Origin of the sequence: Pseudomonas sp. MWU13-2517, from assembly GCF_023242545.1 — a bacterium.
Lineage (GTDB): Bacteria > Pseudomonadota > Gammaproteobacteria > Pseudomonadales > Pseudomonadaceae > Aquipseudomonas.
Map to the genome: position 1 here is coordinate 1 of NZ_JALMFA010000005.1, position 14,985 is coordinate 14,985.

The following is a 14,985-nucleotide window of genomic DNA, read 5'->3' on the forward strand; positions in this document are numbered from 1 at the left end:
AGATCAAGAGCAGATCAAGAGCAGATCAAGAGCAGACTGATGAGACCAGATTGTGGGAGGGGACAGTCAAATAGCTCCACTGGCGCCCTGCCCCATTTATAACCGAGTACATCGGTCAAAACCCCGGTCGGCTCTAAGGCCGCCGCGCTCTGGCTTTTGATCTGGGGCGCCCCGTCAAACACGCTGGCCGAACGCAGGTTTTGGAGCGTGGGTAACCCGGCAGGACGCCGGGTTAGCCGCACTGGGCCAGGGATGGCCCATTGCGGCGGCCCACGCTCCAAAGCCTGGGTTCGGGCACACCGAGCCTGGGCGAGGTGCCGAGTGTTGGGGCGAAGCGTTTTTGGTTACTTTTTGCGCTCTTCAAAAAGTGACCCGCTGTAAGAGCGGAACCGCCAGCCGCCGTTACCGAAGAAACGGATATACACCCAATCAGCCCTTGTGCAACTTACTCATCAACTGCGCCTCAGCCTGGGTCAACCCACACGACTGCGTCAGCTCATCCACCGTAGCCCCCATGCCCACCAACTTCGCCGCCTGAGCAAACGACAGGCTTGTCGGGTCACGCTGTTCAATCTGCGCCAGCTTGTCCGGCAACGGCCCGAGGATCGCGCGCAATTCATGCACCTCATCCCCCACCTTCACCGCACTTTTCTGGAAGTGGTCAACACGCTTGACCAGATCGATGATGCGTCGGTCACGCACAGCATCGCGCTCAGCCTGCTGCTGGACCAATTCCCGTTGCTGGCGCATGTAGCGCAGCAGAAAAGTCAGAGTCCCGGCCCACAACAGGGCCAGGACTATCACCGCCGCCTCAAAGAACAATCAGATGCTCTCCAGTTCCGACCACTCTTCTTCGCTCATCATCTTGTCCAGCTCAACCAGAATCAGCAGTTCGCCGTTCTTGTTGCACACACCCTGGATAAACTTGGCGGATTCTTCGTTGCCCACGTTCGGCGCGGTTTCCACTTCCGATTGGCGCAGGTAAACCACTTCAGCCACGCTGTCGACCATGATCCCGACCACTTGCTTGTCGGCTTCGATGATCACGATGCGGGTGTTGTCGTTGACTTCGGTCGGTACCAGGCCGAAACGCTGGCGGGTGTCGATCACCGTCACCACGTTGCCGCGCAGGTTGATGATACCCAGCACGTAGCTCGGTGCACCCGGCACCGGGGCGATCTCGGTGTAGCGCAGCACTTCCTGCACGCGCATGACGTTGATGCCATAGGACTCGTTGTCCAGTTTGAAGGTTACCCATTGCAGGATTGGATCATCCAAACCTTGTGCGGACGCTGACTTGTTCATTCTTCGGACCCCTTCAAATGCCGCTTTACCCGGCGTGTATGCTTCGCTGACCGCATTCGCATGCGGGCCTTATTGTTCAATCAACTGCGTTGGTTCTGCGCCATCAACTTCACGGCGCCGCTGGCGATCAACTCGGCCAGTTCGGCGACGTCGAGCAACGCGCACATATGCTCGATCACGGTGCCTGCCAGCCAAGGCCTTTGGCCACGGTGGCTGCGCCATTTGATTTCGTTCGGGTCCAGGCGCAACGAGCGGCTGACTTGATGCACCGCCAGCCCCCATTCATAACCCTGCACCGAGATCACGTATTGCAAGCCCTGGCGGAAATCGTCGCGGTAGCGGTCGGGCATCACCCAACGTGCGGTATCCAGGACTTTCAGGTTACCGGCCTGGCTGGGCAGGATGCCGAGGAACCACTCCGGTTGCCCGAACAGCGGCGTCAACTCCTGGCCTTCCAAAGAATAGATCGAACCCAGGCACACCAGCGGCACCGCCAGGGTCAGCCCGGCGACGTCGAATAACAGGCATTCAAATGGTTCGGCGGCCCAGGACGGTCGGCCATCACCGGTTTCCGGCGGCGGTGTGATGCTTGGCGGCAGGTGCACGTCCGCAATGGGCTCAACCACCACCGGCTCGACCGTGGCCAGCGCGACCGGTGCCACGACCGGCACCGCAACAGGGGCGACTACCACGTGGGCATCACGCGCCTGCTCTTCCAATACGGCCAACTGGAATTCATCCAGGGCACTGTCTACTGCTATGACCGGTTCAAGTTCCAGAACCGGCTCCGGCAATTCTTGCGCGGTCGCATCCTGCAGCAAGGCATCCAGGTAGGATTCCAGCGCCAGTTGCGGCTGGGTCTTGAGTTTGACGGGACGGGTCATCAAGCCACCTGCGCCACAAGCTGCTGGGACAGCAGATGCTTGAGCAACGCGCGATAAGACAGCACGCCGCGGCTTTTGCCATCGAACTGCGAAGGTGTCAGCCCCGCGCGGCTGGCGTCACGCAGGCGCGTATCCACCGGGATGTAGCCATTCCAGATGGTGTCCGGGTAGGCATCACGCAATACACGCAAGGTGCCGAGAGACGCCTGGGTACGGCGATCGAACAAGGTCGGCACAATGCAGAACGGCAGCGCCTGTTTACGCGAACGGTTGATCATCGCCAGAGTGCTGACCATGCGCTCCAGGCCTTTGACTGCCAAGTGCTCGGTCTGCACCGGGATCACCAGTTGCTGGCTGGCCGCCAAGGCGTTGACCATCAGCACGCCAAGCAACGGTGGGCTGTCGATGATGGCGTAATCGAAGTCCTGCCACAGTTGCGCCAGGGTCTTGGCGATCACCAAGCCCAGACCGCTCTGCCCCGGCGACTGGCGCTCAAGGGTGGCCAGGGCGGTGCTGGACGGCAGCAGGGAGATGCTTTCATTGCTGGTGGGCAGCAGCAATTGCCCGGGCAAGTCGCTGGGTACGCTGCCCTTGTGCAGGAACAGGTCGTAACAGCTGTGCTCCAGCGCATCCGGATCGTAGCCGAAATAGCTGGTCATGGAACCATGGGGGTCGAGGTCGACCACGACCACACGCTTGCCCGCCTCGGCCAGCAAGCCGGCTAAGGCGATGGAGGTGGTGGTCTTGCCGACTCCACCTTTTTGATTGGCAACTGCCCAGACTCTCATTCGGTTGGTTCCTCCCGGTGGGCACAAGCGCGACCGAGACATTGCATACGTTATTGAGCCAGTGACGGGGAATTGACGCTACCCTGCCGAACCGGCGGCTTAACCACGGGCGGTGCAGTTTGTGTGCCAGCCCGCCTCAATGCCGCATCCGGTGTTGCATTAGCCGTCCCCGTGCCGGTCAGGCTGCGGCGTACGTCCAGGTTGCGCGACACTACCAGTACCACACGACGGTTGCGTGCGCGCCCTTCTGCGGTCGCATTATTGGCCACCGGCTGAAATTCACCATAGCCTACCGACGCCAGGCGACCAGGGTTCACGCCCTGCATGGCCAGCATGCGCACAATACTCGCGGCACGGGCTGATGACAGCTCCCAGTTGGTCGGGTACTGCGCGGTATTGATGGGGAAGTTGTCGGTAAAGCCTTCGACGTGGATCGGGTTTTCAAACGGTTTGAGAATCGCCGCCACCTTGTCGATGATGGTGAACGCCTGGTCGCTGGGCATGGCATCGGCGCTGGCGAACAGCAGGCTGGAATTGAGCTCGATCTCCACCCACAGTTCATTACCGCGCACGGTCATCTGGTTCGAGCTGATCAGGTCACCGAACGCGGCGCTGATGTCGTCGGCAATGCTTTTCAGCGTGTCACTGGTGCCGCCGATGCCGGCGGCGACTTCATCACTGTCTTTGACCAGCGGTTTGGCCGGCGTCACAGTCTTGGGCCGCTCATCGCCGATGGGAATGGGCTTGATCGAACGGTCGGTATCGTTGAACACCCCGATCAGCGCCTGGGAAATGACCTTGTACTTGCCTTCGTTGATCGACGAGATGGAATACATCACCACGAAAAATGCGAACAGCAAGGTGATGAAGTCCGCATAGGACACCAGCCACCGCTCGTGATTGACATGTTCTTCGGGCTCGCGACGGCGACGGCTCACAGGCAGACACCTCTCTGGCCAGGATTGACCGCTTCATTGTGATTGTGGCGAGCGAGCTTGCTCGCGCTGGGACGCGAAGCGCCCCCAAAACCAGGCAACGCGCGCCATCTGAAGAAACATGTAGGCTGTATCGGGGCTGCTTCGCAGCCCAGCGCGAGCAAGCTCGCTCGCCACAGGTTGATAGCCATGGCCATTAATCCATGAAGCCTTGAAGCTTCAATTCGATGGAGCGCGGGTTCTCACCCTCGGCAATCGACAGCAAACCTTCCAGCAGCATCTCGCGGTAACGGGATTGGCGCATGGCTATCGACTTGAGCTTGCTCGCCACCGGCAACAGCACCAGGTTGGCACTGGCTACGCCATAGATGGTGGCGACAAATGCCACGGCAATGCCGCTGCCCAATTGCGACGGATCGGCCAGGTTGCCCATCACATGAATCAGGCCCATCACCGCACCGATGATGCCGATGGTCGGCGCGTAGCCGCCCATGCTTTCAAAGACCTTGGCTGCGTTGATGTCGCGGCTTTCCTGGGTATAGAAATCCACTTCGAGGATGCTGCGGATCGCTTCCGGTTCGGCACCGTCCACCAGCAACTGCAAACCTTTGCGTGCGTAGCTGTCGGGCTCTGCATCGGCCACGCCTTCCAGGCCCAGCAGGCCCTCCTTGCGTGCGGTGAGGCTCCAGTTGACCACGCGATCGATGCCGCCGGGCAGGTCGACACGCGGCGGAAAAATGATCCACACCAGAATCTGCATGGCACGCTTGAACGAGCTCAGGGGCGATTGCAGCAAGGCTGCGCCCACGGTGCCGCCGATCACGATCAACGCCGCCGGGCCGTTGGCCAAGGCGCCAAGGTGGCCGCCTTCGAGGAAGTTGCCGCCGATGATCGCGACAAACGCCAGGGTGATGCCGATCAAGCTCAATACATCCATCAGAGGCACGCCTCCGCCAGATGCTTGCCGATGTCGTCCAGGCTGTACACGGCGTCGGCCAGGTCGGCCTTGACGATGGCCATGGGCATGCCATAGATCACGCAACTGGCCTCATCCTGGGCCCAGATCGTGCTGCCACCCTGCTTGAGCAGACGGGCGCCTTCGCGGCCGTCAGCGCCCATGCCGGTGAGTACCACCGCCAGAACTTTGTCGCTGTAGGACTTGGCCGCCGAACCAAAGGTGATATCTACACACGGTTTGTAGTTCAGGCGTTCATCGCCCGGCAGGATTTTCACCGCGCCACGGCCATCCACCATCATCTGCTTGCCGCCTGGAGCCAGCAATGCCAGGCCAGGGCGCAGGATGTCGCCGTCTTCGGCTTCCTTGACGCTGATGCGGCACAGCTTGTCCAAGCGTTCGGCGAAGGCCTTGGTAAACGCCGCGGGCATATGCTGCACCAGCACGATCGGCGCCGGGAAGTTGGCCGGCAGTTGCGTCAATACGCGTTGCAGTGCAACCGGGCCGCCGGTGGAGGTACCGATAGCCACCAACTTGTAGGCCTTGCGCTTGGGCGCAGGCGAATGAGCACTCGACGCAGGGGCGCGCGCCGGCGCCACGGCAGGTCGCGCCACAGGCGCAGGCGCCGGACGCGCGAATGAGGACGTTGTCGGCGCAGGTGCCGCAACCGGCGCGGGCGCAGGCGTGCTGAACAGGCTACGACGGTTACTGCGGGAAATGCTGTGCACCTTCTCACACAGCATCTGCTTGACCTTCTCGGGGTTGCGCGAGATGTCCTCGAAATTCTTCGGCAGGAAGTCCACCGCCCCTGCGTCCAGCGCATCCAGGGTTACCCTGGCGCCTTCGTGGGTCAGCGAAGAGAACATCAACACCGGAGTCGGGCAGCGTTGCATGATGTGTCGAACTGCCGTAATGCCATCCATCATCGGCATCTCGTAGTCCATGGTAATCACGTCCGGCTTCAACGCAATGGCTTGATCAATCGCCTCTTTGCCGTTGGTGGCCGTGCCGACTACCTGAATGGTTGGATCGGCGGAAAGAATTTCCGAGACGCGGCGGCGGAAGAAACCCGAATCGTCCACCACCAGGACCTTGACTGCCATAAACACTCCGTTAGGTGGGGCGGACAAGTCGCCCAAGCCCCACCAGAATCAAATACGCCGAGCGGCGTAACGCTTGAGCATGCTCGGAACATCGAGAATCAGCGCGATCCGACCGTCACCGGTGATGGTCGCACCCGACATGCCCGGGGTTCCCTGCAGCATTTTGCCCAAAGGCTTGATGACCACTTCTTCCTGGCCCACCAGTTGATCGACCACAAACCCGATACGCTGGGTGCCCACGGACAGAATCACTACGTGGCCTTCGCGCTGCTCTTCATGGGCAGCCGATGCAACCAGCCAGCGCTTGAGGTAGAACAGCGGCAGCGCTTTATCGCGCACGATCACCACTTCCTGCCCGTCCACCACATTGGTACGTGACAGGTCGAGGTGGAAGATCTCGTTGACGTTGACCAGTGGGAACGCGAACGCCTGGTTGCCCAGCATCACCATCAGGGTCGGCATGATCGCCAAGGTCAACGGCACCTTGATCACGATCTTCGAGCCCTGGCCCTTGGTCGAGTAGATGTTGATCGAGCCGTTGAGCTGGCTGATCTTGGTCTTCACCACGTCCATGCCCACGCCACGACCGGACACGTCGGAAATCTCGGTCTTGGTCGAGAAGCCCGGAGCGAAGATCAGGTTGTAGCACTCGGTGTCGGTCAGGCGGTCGGCCGCATCTTTATCCATCACACCGCGCTTGACCGCGATATTGCGCAGGATGGTCGGATCCATGCCCTTACCGTCATCGGTAATCGACAGCAGGATATGGTCGCCCTCTTGCTCGGCCGCCAGAATCACTTTGCCGCCGCGGGACTTGCCCGAAGCTTCACGTTCTTCAGGGGTTTCGACACCGTGGTCGACCGCGTTGCGCACCAAGTGGACCAGCGGATCGGCCAGGGCCTCGACGAGGTTTTTGTCCAGGTCGGTTTCTTCGCCCACCAGTTCCAGGTTGATCTCTTTCTTGAGCTGCCGCGCGAGGTCGCGTACCAGGCGTGGGAAGCGGCCGAAGACTTTCTTGATCGGCTGCATCCGCGTTTTCATCACAGCGGTCTGCAGGTCGGCAGTGACCACGTCGAGGTTCGACACGGCCTTCTGCATCGACTCATCGCCACTGCTCAGGCCCAGGCGCACCAGGCGGTTACGTACCAGCACCAGTTCGCCGACCATGTTCATGATGTCGTCCAGCCGCGCCGTGTCCACACGCACGGTGGTTTCGGCTTCGCTGGCAGGCTTTTCGGCCACCGGAGCAGCGGCGGCACGCGCAGGGGCCGGCGCCGCTGCAGGGGCCGGGGCGGGCTTGGCAGCAGGTGCGGGTGCAGGGGCAGCAGCAGGTGCAGGGGCAGGTTTTGCCGCTACGGGGGTCGCGGTCGCGGCAGCCGCCGGGGCCACTTCGCCGAACTTGCCCTTGCCATGCAACTCATCGAGCAAGGCTTCGAATTCGTTCTCGGAAATCAGCCCGTTGCTGGCGGGTTCCGGGCTGGCAGCAGGCGCAGCAGCCGTCGCCGCGACTTCCGGCAGGGCTTCGGCCACAAACGTGCCTTTGCCGTGCAGTTGGTCGAGCAACGCTTCGAACTCGTCGTCGGTAATGTCGGTGCTGGCCGAGGCCGCAGGCGCTACAGGGGCTGCGGCAGGTGCCACGGCGTCGGCAGCGAACTGGCCCTTGCCATGCAACTGGTCGAGCAAGGATTCGAATTCGGCGTCGGTGATGTCTTCGCTGGTCGGTGCCGCGACAGGTGCCGCAGGCGCTTCAGCTTCGGCCTTCACGGCGCTGAGGGAATCGAGCAGTTGCTCGAACTCGCTATCCGTCACATCGGCCTCAGGCTCGGCAACCGGTTCCGGTGCCGCTTCCACAGCCGGCGCGGCCGAGGTGTCGGCAGGTTCCGCGTAGCGCGCCAGGGCGGCCAGCAGTTCAGGGGTGGCGGCCGTAATCGGTGCACGATCACGGACCTGGCTGAACATGCCGTTGACCGCATCCAGTGCTTCGAGAATCACGTCCATCAACTCCGAATCGACGTGACGCTCACCCTTGCGCAGGATGTCGAACACGTTCTCGGCGATGTGGCAGCACTCCACCAGCTCATGGAGCTGGAGGAAGCCGGCGCCCCCTTTTACAGTGTGAAAACCGCGAAAAATTGCATTGAGCAGGTTCGCATCATCCGGGCGGCTTTCCAGCTCGACCAGTTGCTCGGACAGTTGCTCTAATATTTCGCCGGCCTCTACAAGGAAATCCTGAAGGATCTCTTCATCGGCGCCGAAGCTCATGTGGGTGCTCCTGTAGGTCCTGATAACGGCAAATGGCAGATCGCGCCCCGCAAGGCGCAAGCCGTCGTTATTCGTCGTTCATTTGGAAAAACCAAACCTCTCTCCTCATGCCTGGCCTTGCACCTTGCGGGGCGTGGCGCGACCGTCATTTGCCGTTATCAGGACCTAAAAGCCTAAACTGGACAGCAAATCGTCTACGTCATCTTGACCGGATACGACGTCTTCACGTTTATCGGCATGAATCTGCGGACCTTCACCCTTGGCGAGGTGTTTTTGTGGATCTTTTTCCGAAAGGATCGCTGCGCGGTCATGTTCGATACCGGCAAAGCGGTCGACCTGGCCGGCCATCAGCACCAATTTGAGCAAATTGCTTTCCACTTCGGTGACCAGTTGGGTCACCCGCTTGATCACTTGACCGGTAAGGTCCTGGTAATCCTGGGCCAGCAGAATGTCGTTGAGGTTGCTGGAAACCGTGCGGTTATCCTGCTCACTGCGCGACAGGAAACCTTCAACCCGACGCGCCAACTCACGAAACTCTTCCGCGCCCACTTCCCGGCGCATGAAGCGGCCCCAGTCAACGCTGAGGGCCTGGGCTTCGTTGGCCATGCCGGTGACCAGAGGCGTGGCGTTTTCCACCAGGTCCATGGTGCGGTTGGCCGCCGCCTCAGTCAGCTTGACCACATAGGACAGGCGTTCGGTGGCATCGGTGATTTGCGAAATCTCTTCGGCCTGGGGCATGTGCGGGTCAATCTGGAAATTGACGATCGCACTGTGCAGCTCTCGCGTCAGCTTGCCCACTTCCTGATACAGGCCGCGGTCACGAGTCTGGTTGAGCTCATGGATTAACTGCACTGCGTCGCCGAACTGACCTTTTTCAAGGCACTCGACCAACTGAAGAGCATGCTTTTTCAGGGTCGACTCAAAGTCTCCCTGTGACGTTTCATTTTGCTCCATAGCGCCCCCGTGGCAGCATCAATGACCGATGCGTTCGAAGATTTTTTCGATCTTCTCTTTCAAGGCCAATGCGGTGAATGGTTTGACCACGTAACCGTTGACCCCGGCTTGGGCGGCTTCGATGATCTGTTCACGCTTGGCTTCAGCGGTCACCATCAGCACAGGCAGGCTGCGCAGTTTTTCATCGGCGCGCACGTGGCGCAGCAGCTCGATACCGGTCATGCCCGGCATGTTCCAGTCGGTTACCAGAAAGTCGATGGCCCCACTGTTGAGGATCGGAATCGCAGTCAGGCCGTCATCCGCCTCGATCGTGTTGGTGAACCCAAGGTCACGCAACAGATTTTTTATGATCCGCCGCATCGTTGAGAAGTCATCAACGATGAGGATTTTCATGTTCTTGTCCAATTCGACCTCCAAGCAGTCTTAAACGCGCCCAGCACCTGGACGCGCCATTTCAATCAACAGGCGTTACACAAAAAAGGACTGCCCAGGGCACCACGGCACGACCCCGCGAAAGCCTTCGACTTTCGCGGCGCGTCTGCAGTGTCCCCACACTGCCTGTCAGCGCGCGCGCCACTCTCCCAATCGCCCCCGCAAGCGAGCCGCGCACTGGCTATGCAGTTGGCTGACACGCGATTCGCTGACCCCCAGGACCTCACCGATTTCCTTGAGGTTCAGCTCTTCGTCGTAGTACAGCGCCAACACCAGTCGCTCACGCTCCGGCAAATTGGCAATCGCGTCCGCCAACGCCCCCTGGAAACGCTCATCTTCCAAGTCGCGCGACGGTTCGAGATGTGCACTCGCGCCGTCCTCGTGCAGCCCTTCGTGTTCGCCGTCCTGCAACAGGTCGTCGAAACTGAACAGGCGGCTGCCCAAGGTATCGTTCAAAATCCCGTAATAATCATCGAGACTCAATTGGAGTTCGGCCGCAACTTCATGATCTTTAGCGTCGCGACCGGTTTTTGCTTCAATTGCGCGAATTGCGTCACTGACCATTCGCGTATTGCGATGTACCGAACGCGGCGCCCAATCCCCTTTACGCACTTCATCGAGCATCGCACCACGGATACGGATACCCGCATAGGTCTCGAAACTCGCGCCTTTGCTCGCGTCGTATTTGGTCGACACTTCGAGCAGGCCGATCATGCCGGCCTGGATCAGGTCCTCCACCTGCACACTGGCCGGCAGACGCGCCAGCAGGTGGTAGGCGATGCGCTTGACCAGGGGCGCGTAACGCTCGATCAATTCGCCTTGACTGTCACGCGCCGATTTTTTGTAAAGGTTGTAGCCGCTGGATGTCATAGCACCGGTCCTGCGCTCGTCTGATGCACCAATCGCTCGACGAAAAACTCCAGATGCCCACGCGGGTTGGCGGGCAACGGCCAGGTATCGACCTTCTGGGCAATCGCCTTGAACGCCAGCGCGCACTTGGAACGAGGAAACGCTTCATAGACTGCACGCTGCTTTTGCACAGCCTTGCGCACCGACTCGTCGTAGGGAACTGCGCCAACGTATTGTAAGGCCACATCGAGGAAACGGTCCGTGACCTTGGTCAACTTGGCGAACAGGTTTCGGCCTTCCTGCGGGCTTTGGGCCATGTTGGCCAGCACCCGGAAGCGGTTCATGCCGTAGTCACGGTTAAGCAGTTTGATCAGGGCGTAGGCGTCGGTGATCGAGGTGGGTTCATCGCAGACCACCAGCAACACTTCCTGCGCGGCGCGCACGAAGCTGACCACGGATTCGCCGATCCCGGCGGCGGTATCGATCACCAACACGTCGAGGTTGTCGCCGATATCGCTGAACGCCTGGATCAGGCCGGCATGCTGCGCCGGGCTCAGGTGCACCATGCTCTGGGTGCCCGAGGCGGCCGGCACGATGCGAATGCCACCGGGGCCCTGCAGCAGCACATCGCGCAGCTCGCAGCGGCCCTCGATCACGTCGGCGAGGGTGTGTTTGGGTGTCAGCCCCAGCAGAACGTCAACGTTCGCCAGACCCAGGTCAGCATCCAACAGCATGACGCGACGGCCAAGCTCTGCCAGGGCCAGGGACAAATTCACCGACACGTTAGTTTTCCCGACGCCACCTTTGCCGCCGGTCACCGCGATCACCTGTACAGGATGCATGCTGCCCATTTTATTTCTTTACCTTGTCTTGCTTAGACGCAGGCTACATGGCGTGGTCGCGCGAATCGCTTGCAGACCATCAATGTAGATACATTTCACAGTGCTCATCATGCCTCACCCCACCCGTTTTGCCGGGTTGTGGTAAAGGTCGGCGAACATATCAGCCATCGCTTCCTCGCTAGGCTCTTCTTGCATTTGCACACTGACAGCACGGCTGACCAGCTGATGACGACGCGGCAGATGCAAATCATCTGGAATCCGCGGCCCGTCGGTCAGGTAGGCGACCGGTAATTCATGCCCGATAGCCAGGCTCAACACCTCGCCCAGGTTTGCAGTTTCGTCGAGTTTGGTGAGGATGCAACCGGCCAGGCCGCAGCGCTTGTAGCTATGGTACGCAGCGGTAAGAACCTGTTTCTGGCTGGTGGTTGCAAGCACCAGGTAATTTTTCGACTTGATGCCACGCCCGGCCAGGCTTTCCAATTGCATGCGCAGCGCCGGATCGCTGGCTTGCAGGCCGGCGGTATCGATCAACACCACGCGCTTGCGCAACAGCGGGTCAAGGGCGTTGGCCAGGGACTGGCCCGGGTCGACGTGGGTCACCGGCACGTTCAGGATACGGCCCAGGGTCTTGAGCTGTTCCTGGGCGCCAATGCGATAACTGTCCATGCTCACCAGTGCGATGCTCGAAGCACCGTACTTGAGGACATAACGGGCGGCCAGCTTGGCCAGAGTGGTGGTCTTGCCCATGCCGGCGGGGCCGACCATAGCGATCACACCGCCCTCTTCCAGGGGCTCGAGCTCCGGAGTGACGATCATGCGGGCCAAGTGGGCCAGCAACATGCGCCACGCCTGGCGCGGTTCTTCGACTTCGGCAGTCAGCGCCAACAGGTCGCGGGACAACGGCCCCGACAGGCCGATACGCTGCAAGCGACGCCACAGGTTGGCTTGTTGCGGCTTGCTGCCTTGCAGTTGTGTCCAGGCCAATGAACCCAGCTGCACTTCAAGCAGTTCACGCAGACCATTGAGTTCGAAGCGCATCGAGTCGAACACACGCTGATCGACAGCAGCAGCCGGGGCTGGCGCGGCGGGACGTGGCGGCTCGACGAAAGTCGGCTCGACCAGCGGCTCAGCGGCCGTCAGCGGCAGGCCGGCGAATAATTGGCGATTGGTGGAAGCATCGCTGTCGCTGCGCATGCTCAGTTCAGCCTGGGCCGACACAATGCGCGAGGCGGTCTTGCGCAGCTCGTCTTCCAGTTCCATGTTCGGCACGCGCGGCGCCAACGCCGAGGGGGTGTAATCCAGGGCAGCCGTCAGCTCGACACCGCCGGCAATGCGACGGTTACCGATAATCGCGGCATCGGCGCCCAGCTCATCACGGACCAGTTTCATGGCCTGACGCATATCGGCGGCGAAAAAACGCTTAACTTGCATAACCCACTACCCTCAGCCGTTGGGCCCTACTGTCGCGACGATAGTCACTTGCTTGTTGTCAGGAATTTCCTGATAAGCCAAAACGTGCAAATTCGGTACTGCCAAGCGTCCAAAGCGCGACAACATCGCTCGAACCGGGCCAGCCACCAGCAGAATCACCGGATTGCCCGCCATTTCCTGACGCTGCGCCGCTTCGATCAACGAGCGCTGGAGCTTTTCAGCCATGCTTGGCTCCAGCAGGACGCCCTCTTCCTGGCCTTGTCCGGCCTTCTGGATACTATTGAGCAATATTTGTTCCAACCTTGGTTCCAAGGTGATCACAGGCAGCTCGGACTCAATGCCTACAATGCTTTGCACGATGGCGCGGGACAAGCCGACGCGCACGGCCGCCACCAGAGCGGCAGTATCTTGACTCTTGGCGGCATTGTTGGCGATGGCCTCAGCGATGCTGCGAATGTCGCGCACCGGCACTTGCTCGGCGAGCAGCGCCTGCAGCACCTTGAGCAATTGCGACAGCGACAGCACACCCGGCACCAGCTCTTCGGCCAGTTTGGGCGAGGCTTTGGCCAGCAACCCCATCAATTGCTGGACTTCCTCATGACCGATCAGCTCATGGGAGTGCTTGTACAGAATCTGGTTGAGGTGGGTAGCGACCACGGTGCTGGCGTCCACCACGGTGTACCCCAGGGATTGCGCCTGGCTGCGCTGGCTGACTTCGACCCACACCGCTTCCAGGCCAAAAGCCGGATCTTTGGCGGTAATGCCATTGAGTGTGCCGAACACCTGGCCAGGGTTGATCGCCAGCTCACGGTCCGGGTAGATCTCGGCTTCGGCGAGGATCACCCCCATCAGGGTCAGGCGGTAGGCGCTGGGGGCCAGGTCGAGGTTGTCACGGATATGCACGGTCGGCATCAGGAAGCCCAGGTCCTGGGACAGCTTCTTGCGGACCCCCTTGATGCGCGCCAGCAATTGGCCGCCCTGGTTGCGATCCACCAGCGGGATCAGGCGGTAGCCCACTTCCAGGCCGATCATGTCGATAGGGGTCACGTCATCCCAGCCAAGTTCCTTGGTTTCCTGGGCGCGGGCCGGGGATGGCAGCAGCTCCTGCTGGCGGGCGATCTCCTGCTGAGCCAGGACCTTCACCTGGTTCTGCTTGCGCCAGAACAGGTACGCCGCACCGCCCGCCATGACCGCCATGCTCAGGAACGATATGTGCGGCATGCCCGGCACGAGGCCCATGATGGCCATAATGGCTGCGGCCACCGCCAGCGCCTTCGGCGAGGCGAACATCTGGCGGCTGATCTGCTTGCCCATGTCTTCGGAGCCCGAAGCGCGGGTAACCATGATGGCTGCAGCTGTAGATAACAACAGTGATGGCAATTGCGCCACTAAACCGTCACCAATGGTCAGCAATGCGTAGACCTTGCCCGCGTCACCGAAGGTCATGCCGTGCTGGAAGATACCCACCGCCATGCCGCCGATCAGGTTGATGAACAGAATCAGCAGACCCGCAATGGCGTCACCCCGCACGAATTTGCTCGCACCGTCCATGGAACCGTAGAACTCGGCCTCCTGGGCGACTTCCGCACGGCGGGCCTTGGCCTGGCCCTGGTCGATCAGACCGGCGTTGAGGTCGGCGTCGATGGCCATCTGTTTGCCAGGCATCGCATCGAGCGTAAACCGCGCACTCACCTCGGAAATCCGCCCGGCGCCCTTGGTCACCACCACGAAGTTGATGATCATCAGGATCGCGAACACCACGATACCGACCACGTAGTTACCGCCGATCACCACCTCACCGAAGGCCTGGATCACCTTACCGGCGGCGGCGTGGCCGTCCTGGCCGTGCAACATGACCACGCGGGTGGACGCCACGTTCAGCGCCAGGCGCAACAGCGTGGCAATCAGCAGGATCGTGGGGAAAACCGCGAAATCCAGTGGCCGCAGGGCGTAGACGCACACCAGCAGTACCACGACCGACAGGGCAATGTTGAAGGTAAAGAACACGTCCAGCAGGAACGGCGGCATCGGCAACATCATCATTGCCAGCATCACCAGCAACAGCAATGGCACACCCAGATTGCCCCGCGAGAGGTCAGTCAGGGTGCCACGGGCCGTGCTGAGCATTTGAGAGCGATCCACCGGTATTCCTCGTGTCCCTTGAAGCAAAGTTTTGACGCCCGCAGACGCCCTGAAGGCCGGGTTGCAAGAAGCCTTCCAACTTTTACTTCAAGTAACAGATAGG

Annotated in this window: 14 protein-coding genes; all 14 read right to left on the reverse strand. The window is 60.7% G+C overall.

Features of this window, described 5'->3' with window-relative positions; translation table 11 throughout:
* Positions 1-429 precede the first annotated feature (429 nt).
* Positions 430-822 carry a DUF2802 domain-containing protein gene (locus tag M5B97_RS08555; RefSeq protein WP_248731258.1) on the reverse strand — a complete coding sequence of 131 codons (393 nt, stop codon included), beginning with the start codon at positions 820-822 and terminating at the stop codon, positions 430-432.
* A complete protein-coding gene (locus tag M5B97_RS08560) occupies positions 823-1,305 on the reverse strand; it encodes a chemotaxis protein CheW (protein WP_010564003.1) in 483 nt (160 codons plus the stop codon).
* 80 nt (positions 1,306-1,385) lie between these two features.
* Positions 1,386-2,189: a CheW domain-containing protein gene (locus M5B97_RS08565; RefSeq protein WP_248731259.1), complete on the reverse strand. Its 804-nt coding sequence runs from the start codon at positions 2,187-2,189 to the stop codon at positions 1,386-1,388.
* Positions 2,189-2,977, reverse strand: coding sequence for a ParA family protein (locus tag M5B97_RS08570; RefSeq protein ID WP_123717526.1), 789 nt, complete (start codon positions 2,975-2,977; stop codon positions 2,189-2,191). The genes M5B97_RS08565 and M5B97_RS08570 overlap by 1 nt, the downstream gene beginning before the upstream one ends.
* 50 nt (positions 2,978-3,027) lie before the next feature.
* Positions 3,028-3,915: a flagellar motor protein MotD gene (gene motD, locus M5B97_RS08575; RefSeq protein ID WP_248731260.1), complete on the reverse strand. Its 888-nt coding sequence runs from the start codon at positions 3,913-3,915 to the stop codon at positions 3,028-3,030.
* A gap of 193 nt (positions 3,916-4,108) precedes the next feature.
* The gene (locus tag M5B97_RS08580) at positions 4,109-4,849 is read right to left on the reverse strand and encodes a flagellar motor protein (RefSeq protein WP_123717524.1); all 741 of its coding nucleotides are present in this window, start codon (positions 4,847-4,849) and stop codon (positions 4,109-4,111) included.
* Positions 4,849-5,970 carry a chemotaxis response regulator protein-glutamate methylesterase gene (locus tag M5B97_RS08585; RefSeq protein ID WP_134656881.1) on the reverse strand — a complete coding sequence of 374 codons (1,122 nt, stop codon included), beginning with the start codon at positions 5,968-5,970 and terminating at the stop codon, positions 4,849-4,851. Before M5B97_RS08585 ends, M5B97_RS08580 begins: the two co-directional genes overlap by 1 nt.
* Before the next feature lie 48 nt (positions 5,971-6,018).
* The gene (locus M5B97_RS08590) at positions 6,019-8,232 is read right to left on the reverse strand and encodes a chemotaxis protein CheA (protein ID WP_248731261.1); all 2,214 of its coding nucleotides are present in this window, start codon (positions 8,230-8,232) and stop codon (positions 6,019-6,021) included.
* Between the two features lie 165 nt (positions 8,233-8,397).
* The gene (locus tag M5B97_RS08595) at positions 8,398-9,186 is read right to left on the reverse strand and encodes a protein phosphatase CheZ (RefSeq protein WP_123717522.1); all 789 of its coding nucleotides are present in this window, start codon (positions 9,184-9,186) and stop codon (positions 8,398-8,400) included.
* 18 nt (positions 9,187-9,204) lie between these two features.
* Complete coding sequence (locus M5B97_RS08600; RefSeq protein ID WP_167659641.1) at positions 9,205-9,579, reverse strand: chemotaxis response regulator CheY; 375 nt, start codon at positions 9,577-9,579, stop codon at positions 9,205-9,207.
* A gap of 168 nt (positions 9,580-9,747) precedes the next feature.
* Complete coding sequence (gene fliA, locus M5B97_RS08605; protein WP_065909829.1) at positions 9,748-10,488, reverse strand: RNA polymerase sigma factor FliA; 741 nt, start codon at positions 10,486-10,488, stop codon at positions 9,748-9,750.
* Positions 10,485-11,318 carry a flagellar synthesis regulator FleN gene (gene fleN / locus M5B97_RS08610; RefSeq protein ID WP_105523152.1) on the reverse strand — a complete coding sequence of 278 codons (834 nt, stop codon included), beginning with the start codon at positions 11,316-11,318 and terminating at the stop codon, positions 10,485-10,487. Before fleN ends, fliA begins: the two co-directional genes overlap by 4 nt.
* 105 nt (positions 11,319-11,423) lie before the next feature.
* Positions 11,424-12,740 (reverse strand): flagellar biosynthesis protein FlhF, encoded by a 1,317-nt coding sequence (flhF, locus tag M5B97_RS08615; RefSeq protein WP_123717520.1) that lies wholly within the window; start codon positions 12,738-12,740, stop codon positions 11,424-11,426.
* A 12-nt stretch (positions 12,741-12,752) separates the two neighbouring features.
* On the reverse strand, positions 12,753-14,882 hold the full coding sequence (gene flhA / locus M5B97_RS08620; protein ID WP_248731262.1) for a flagellar biosynthesis protein FlhA: 2,130 nt from the start codon (positions 14,880-14,882) through the stop codon (positions 12,753-12,755).
* Positions 14,883-14,985: the final 103 nt, after the last annotated feature.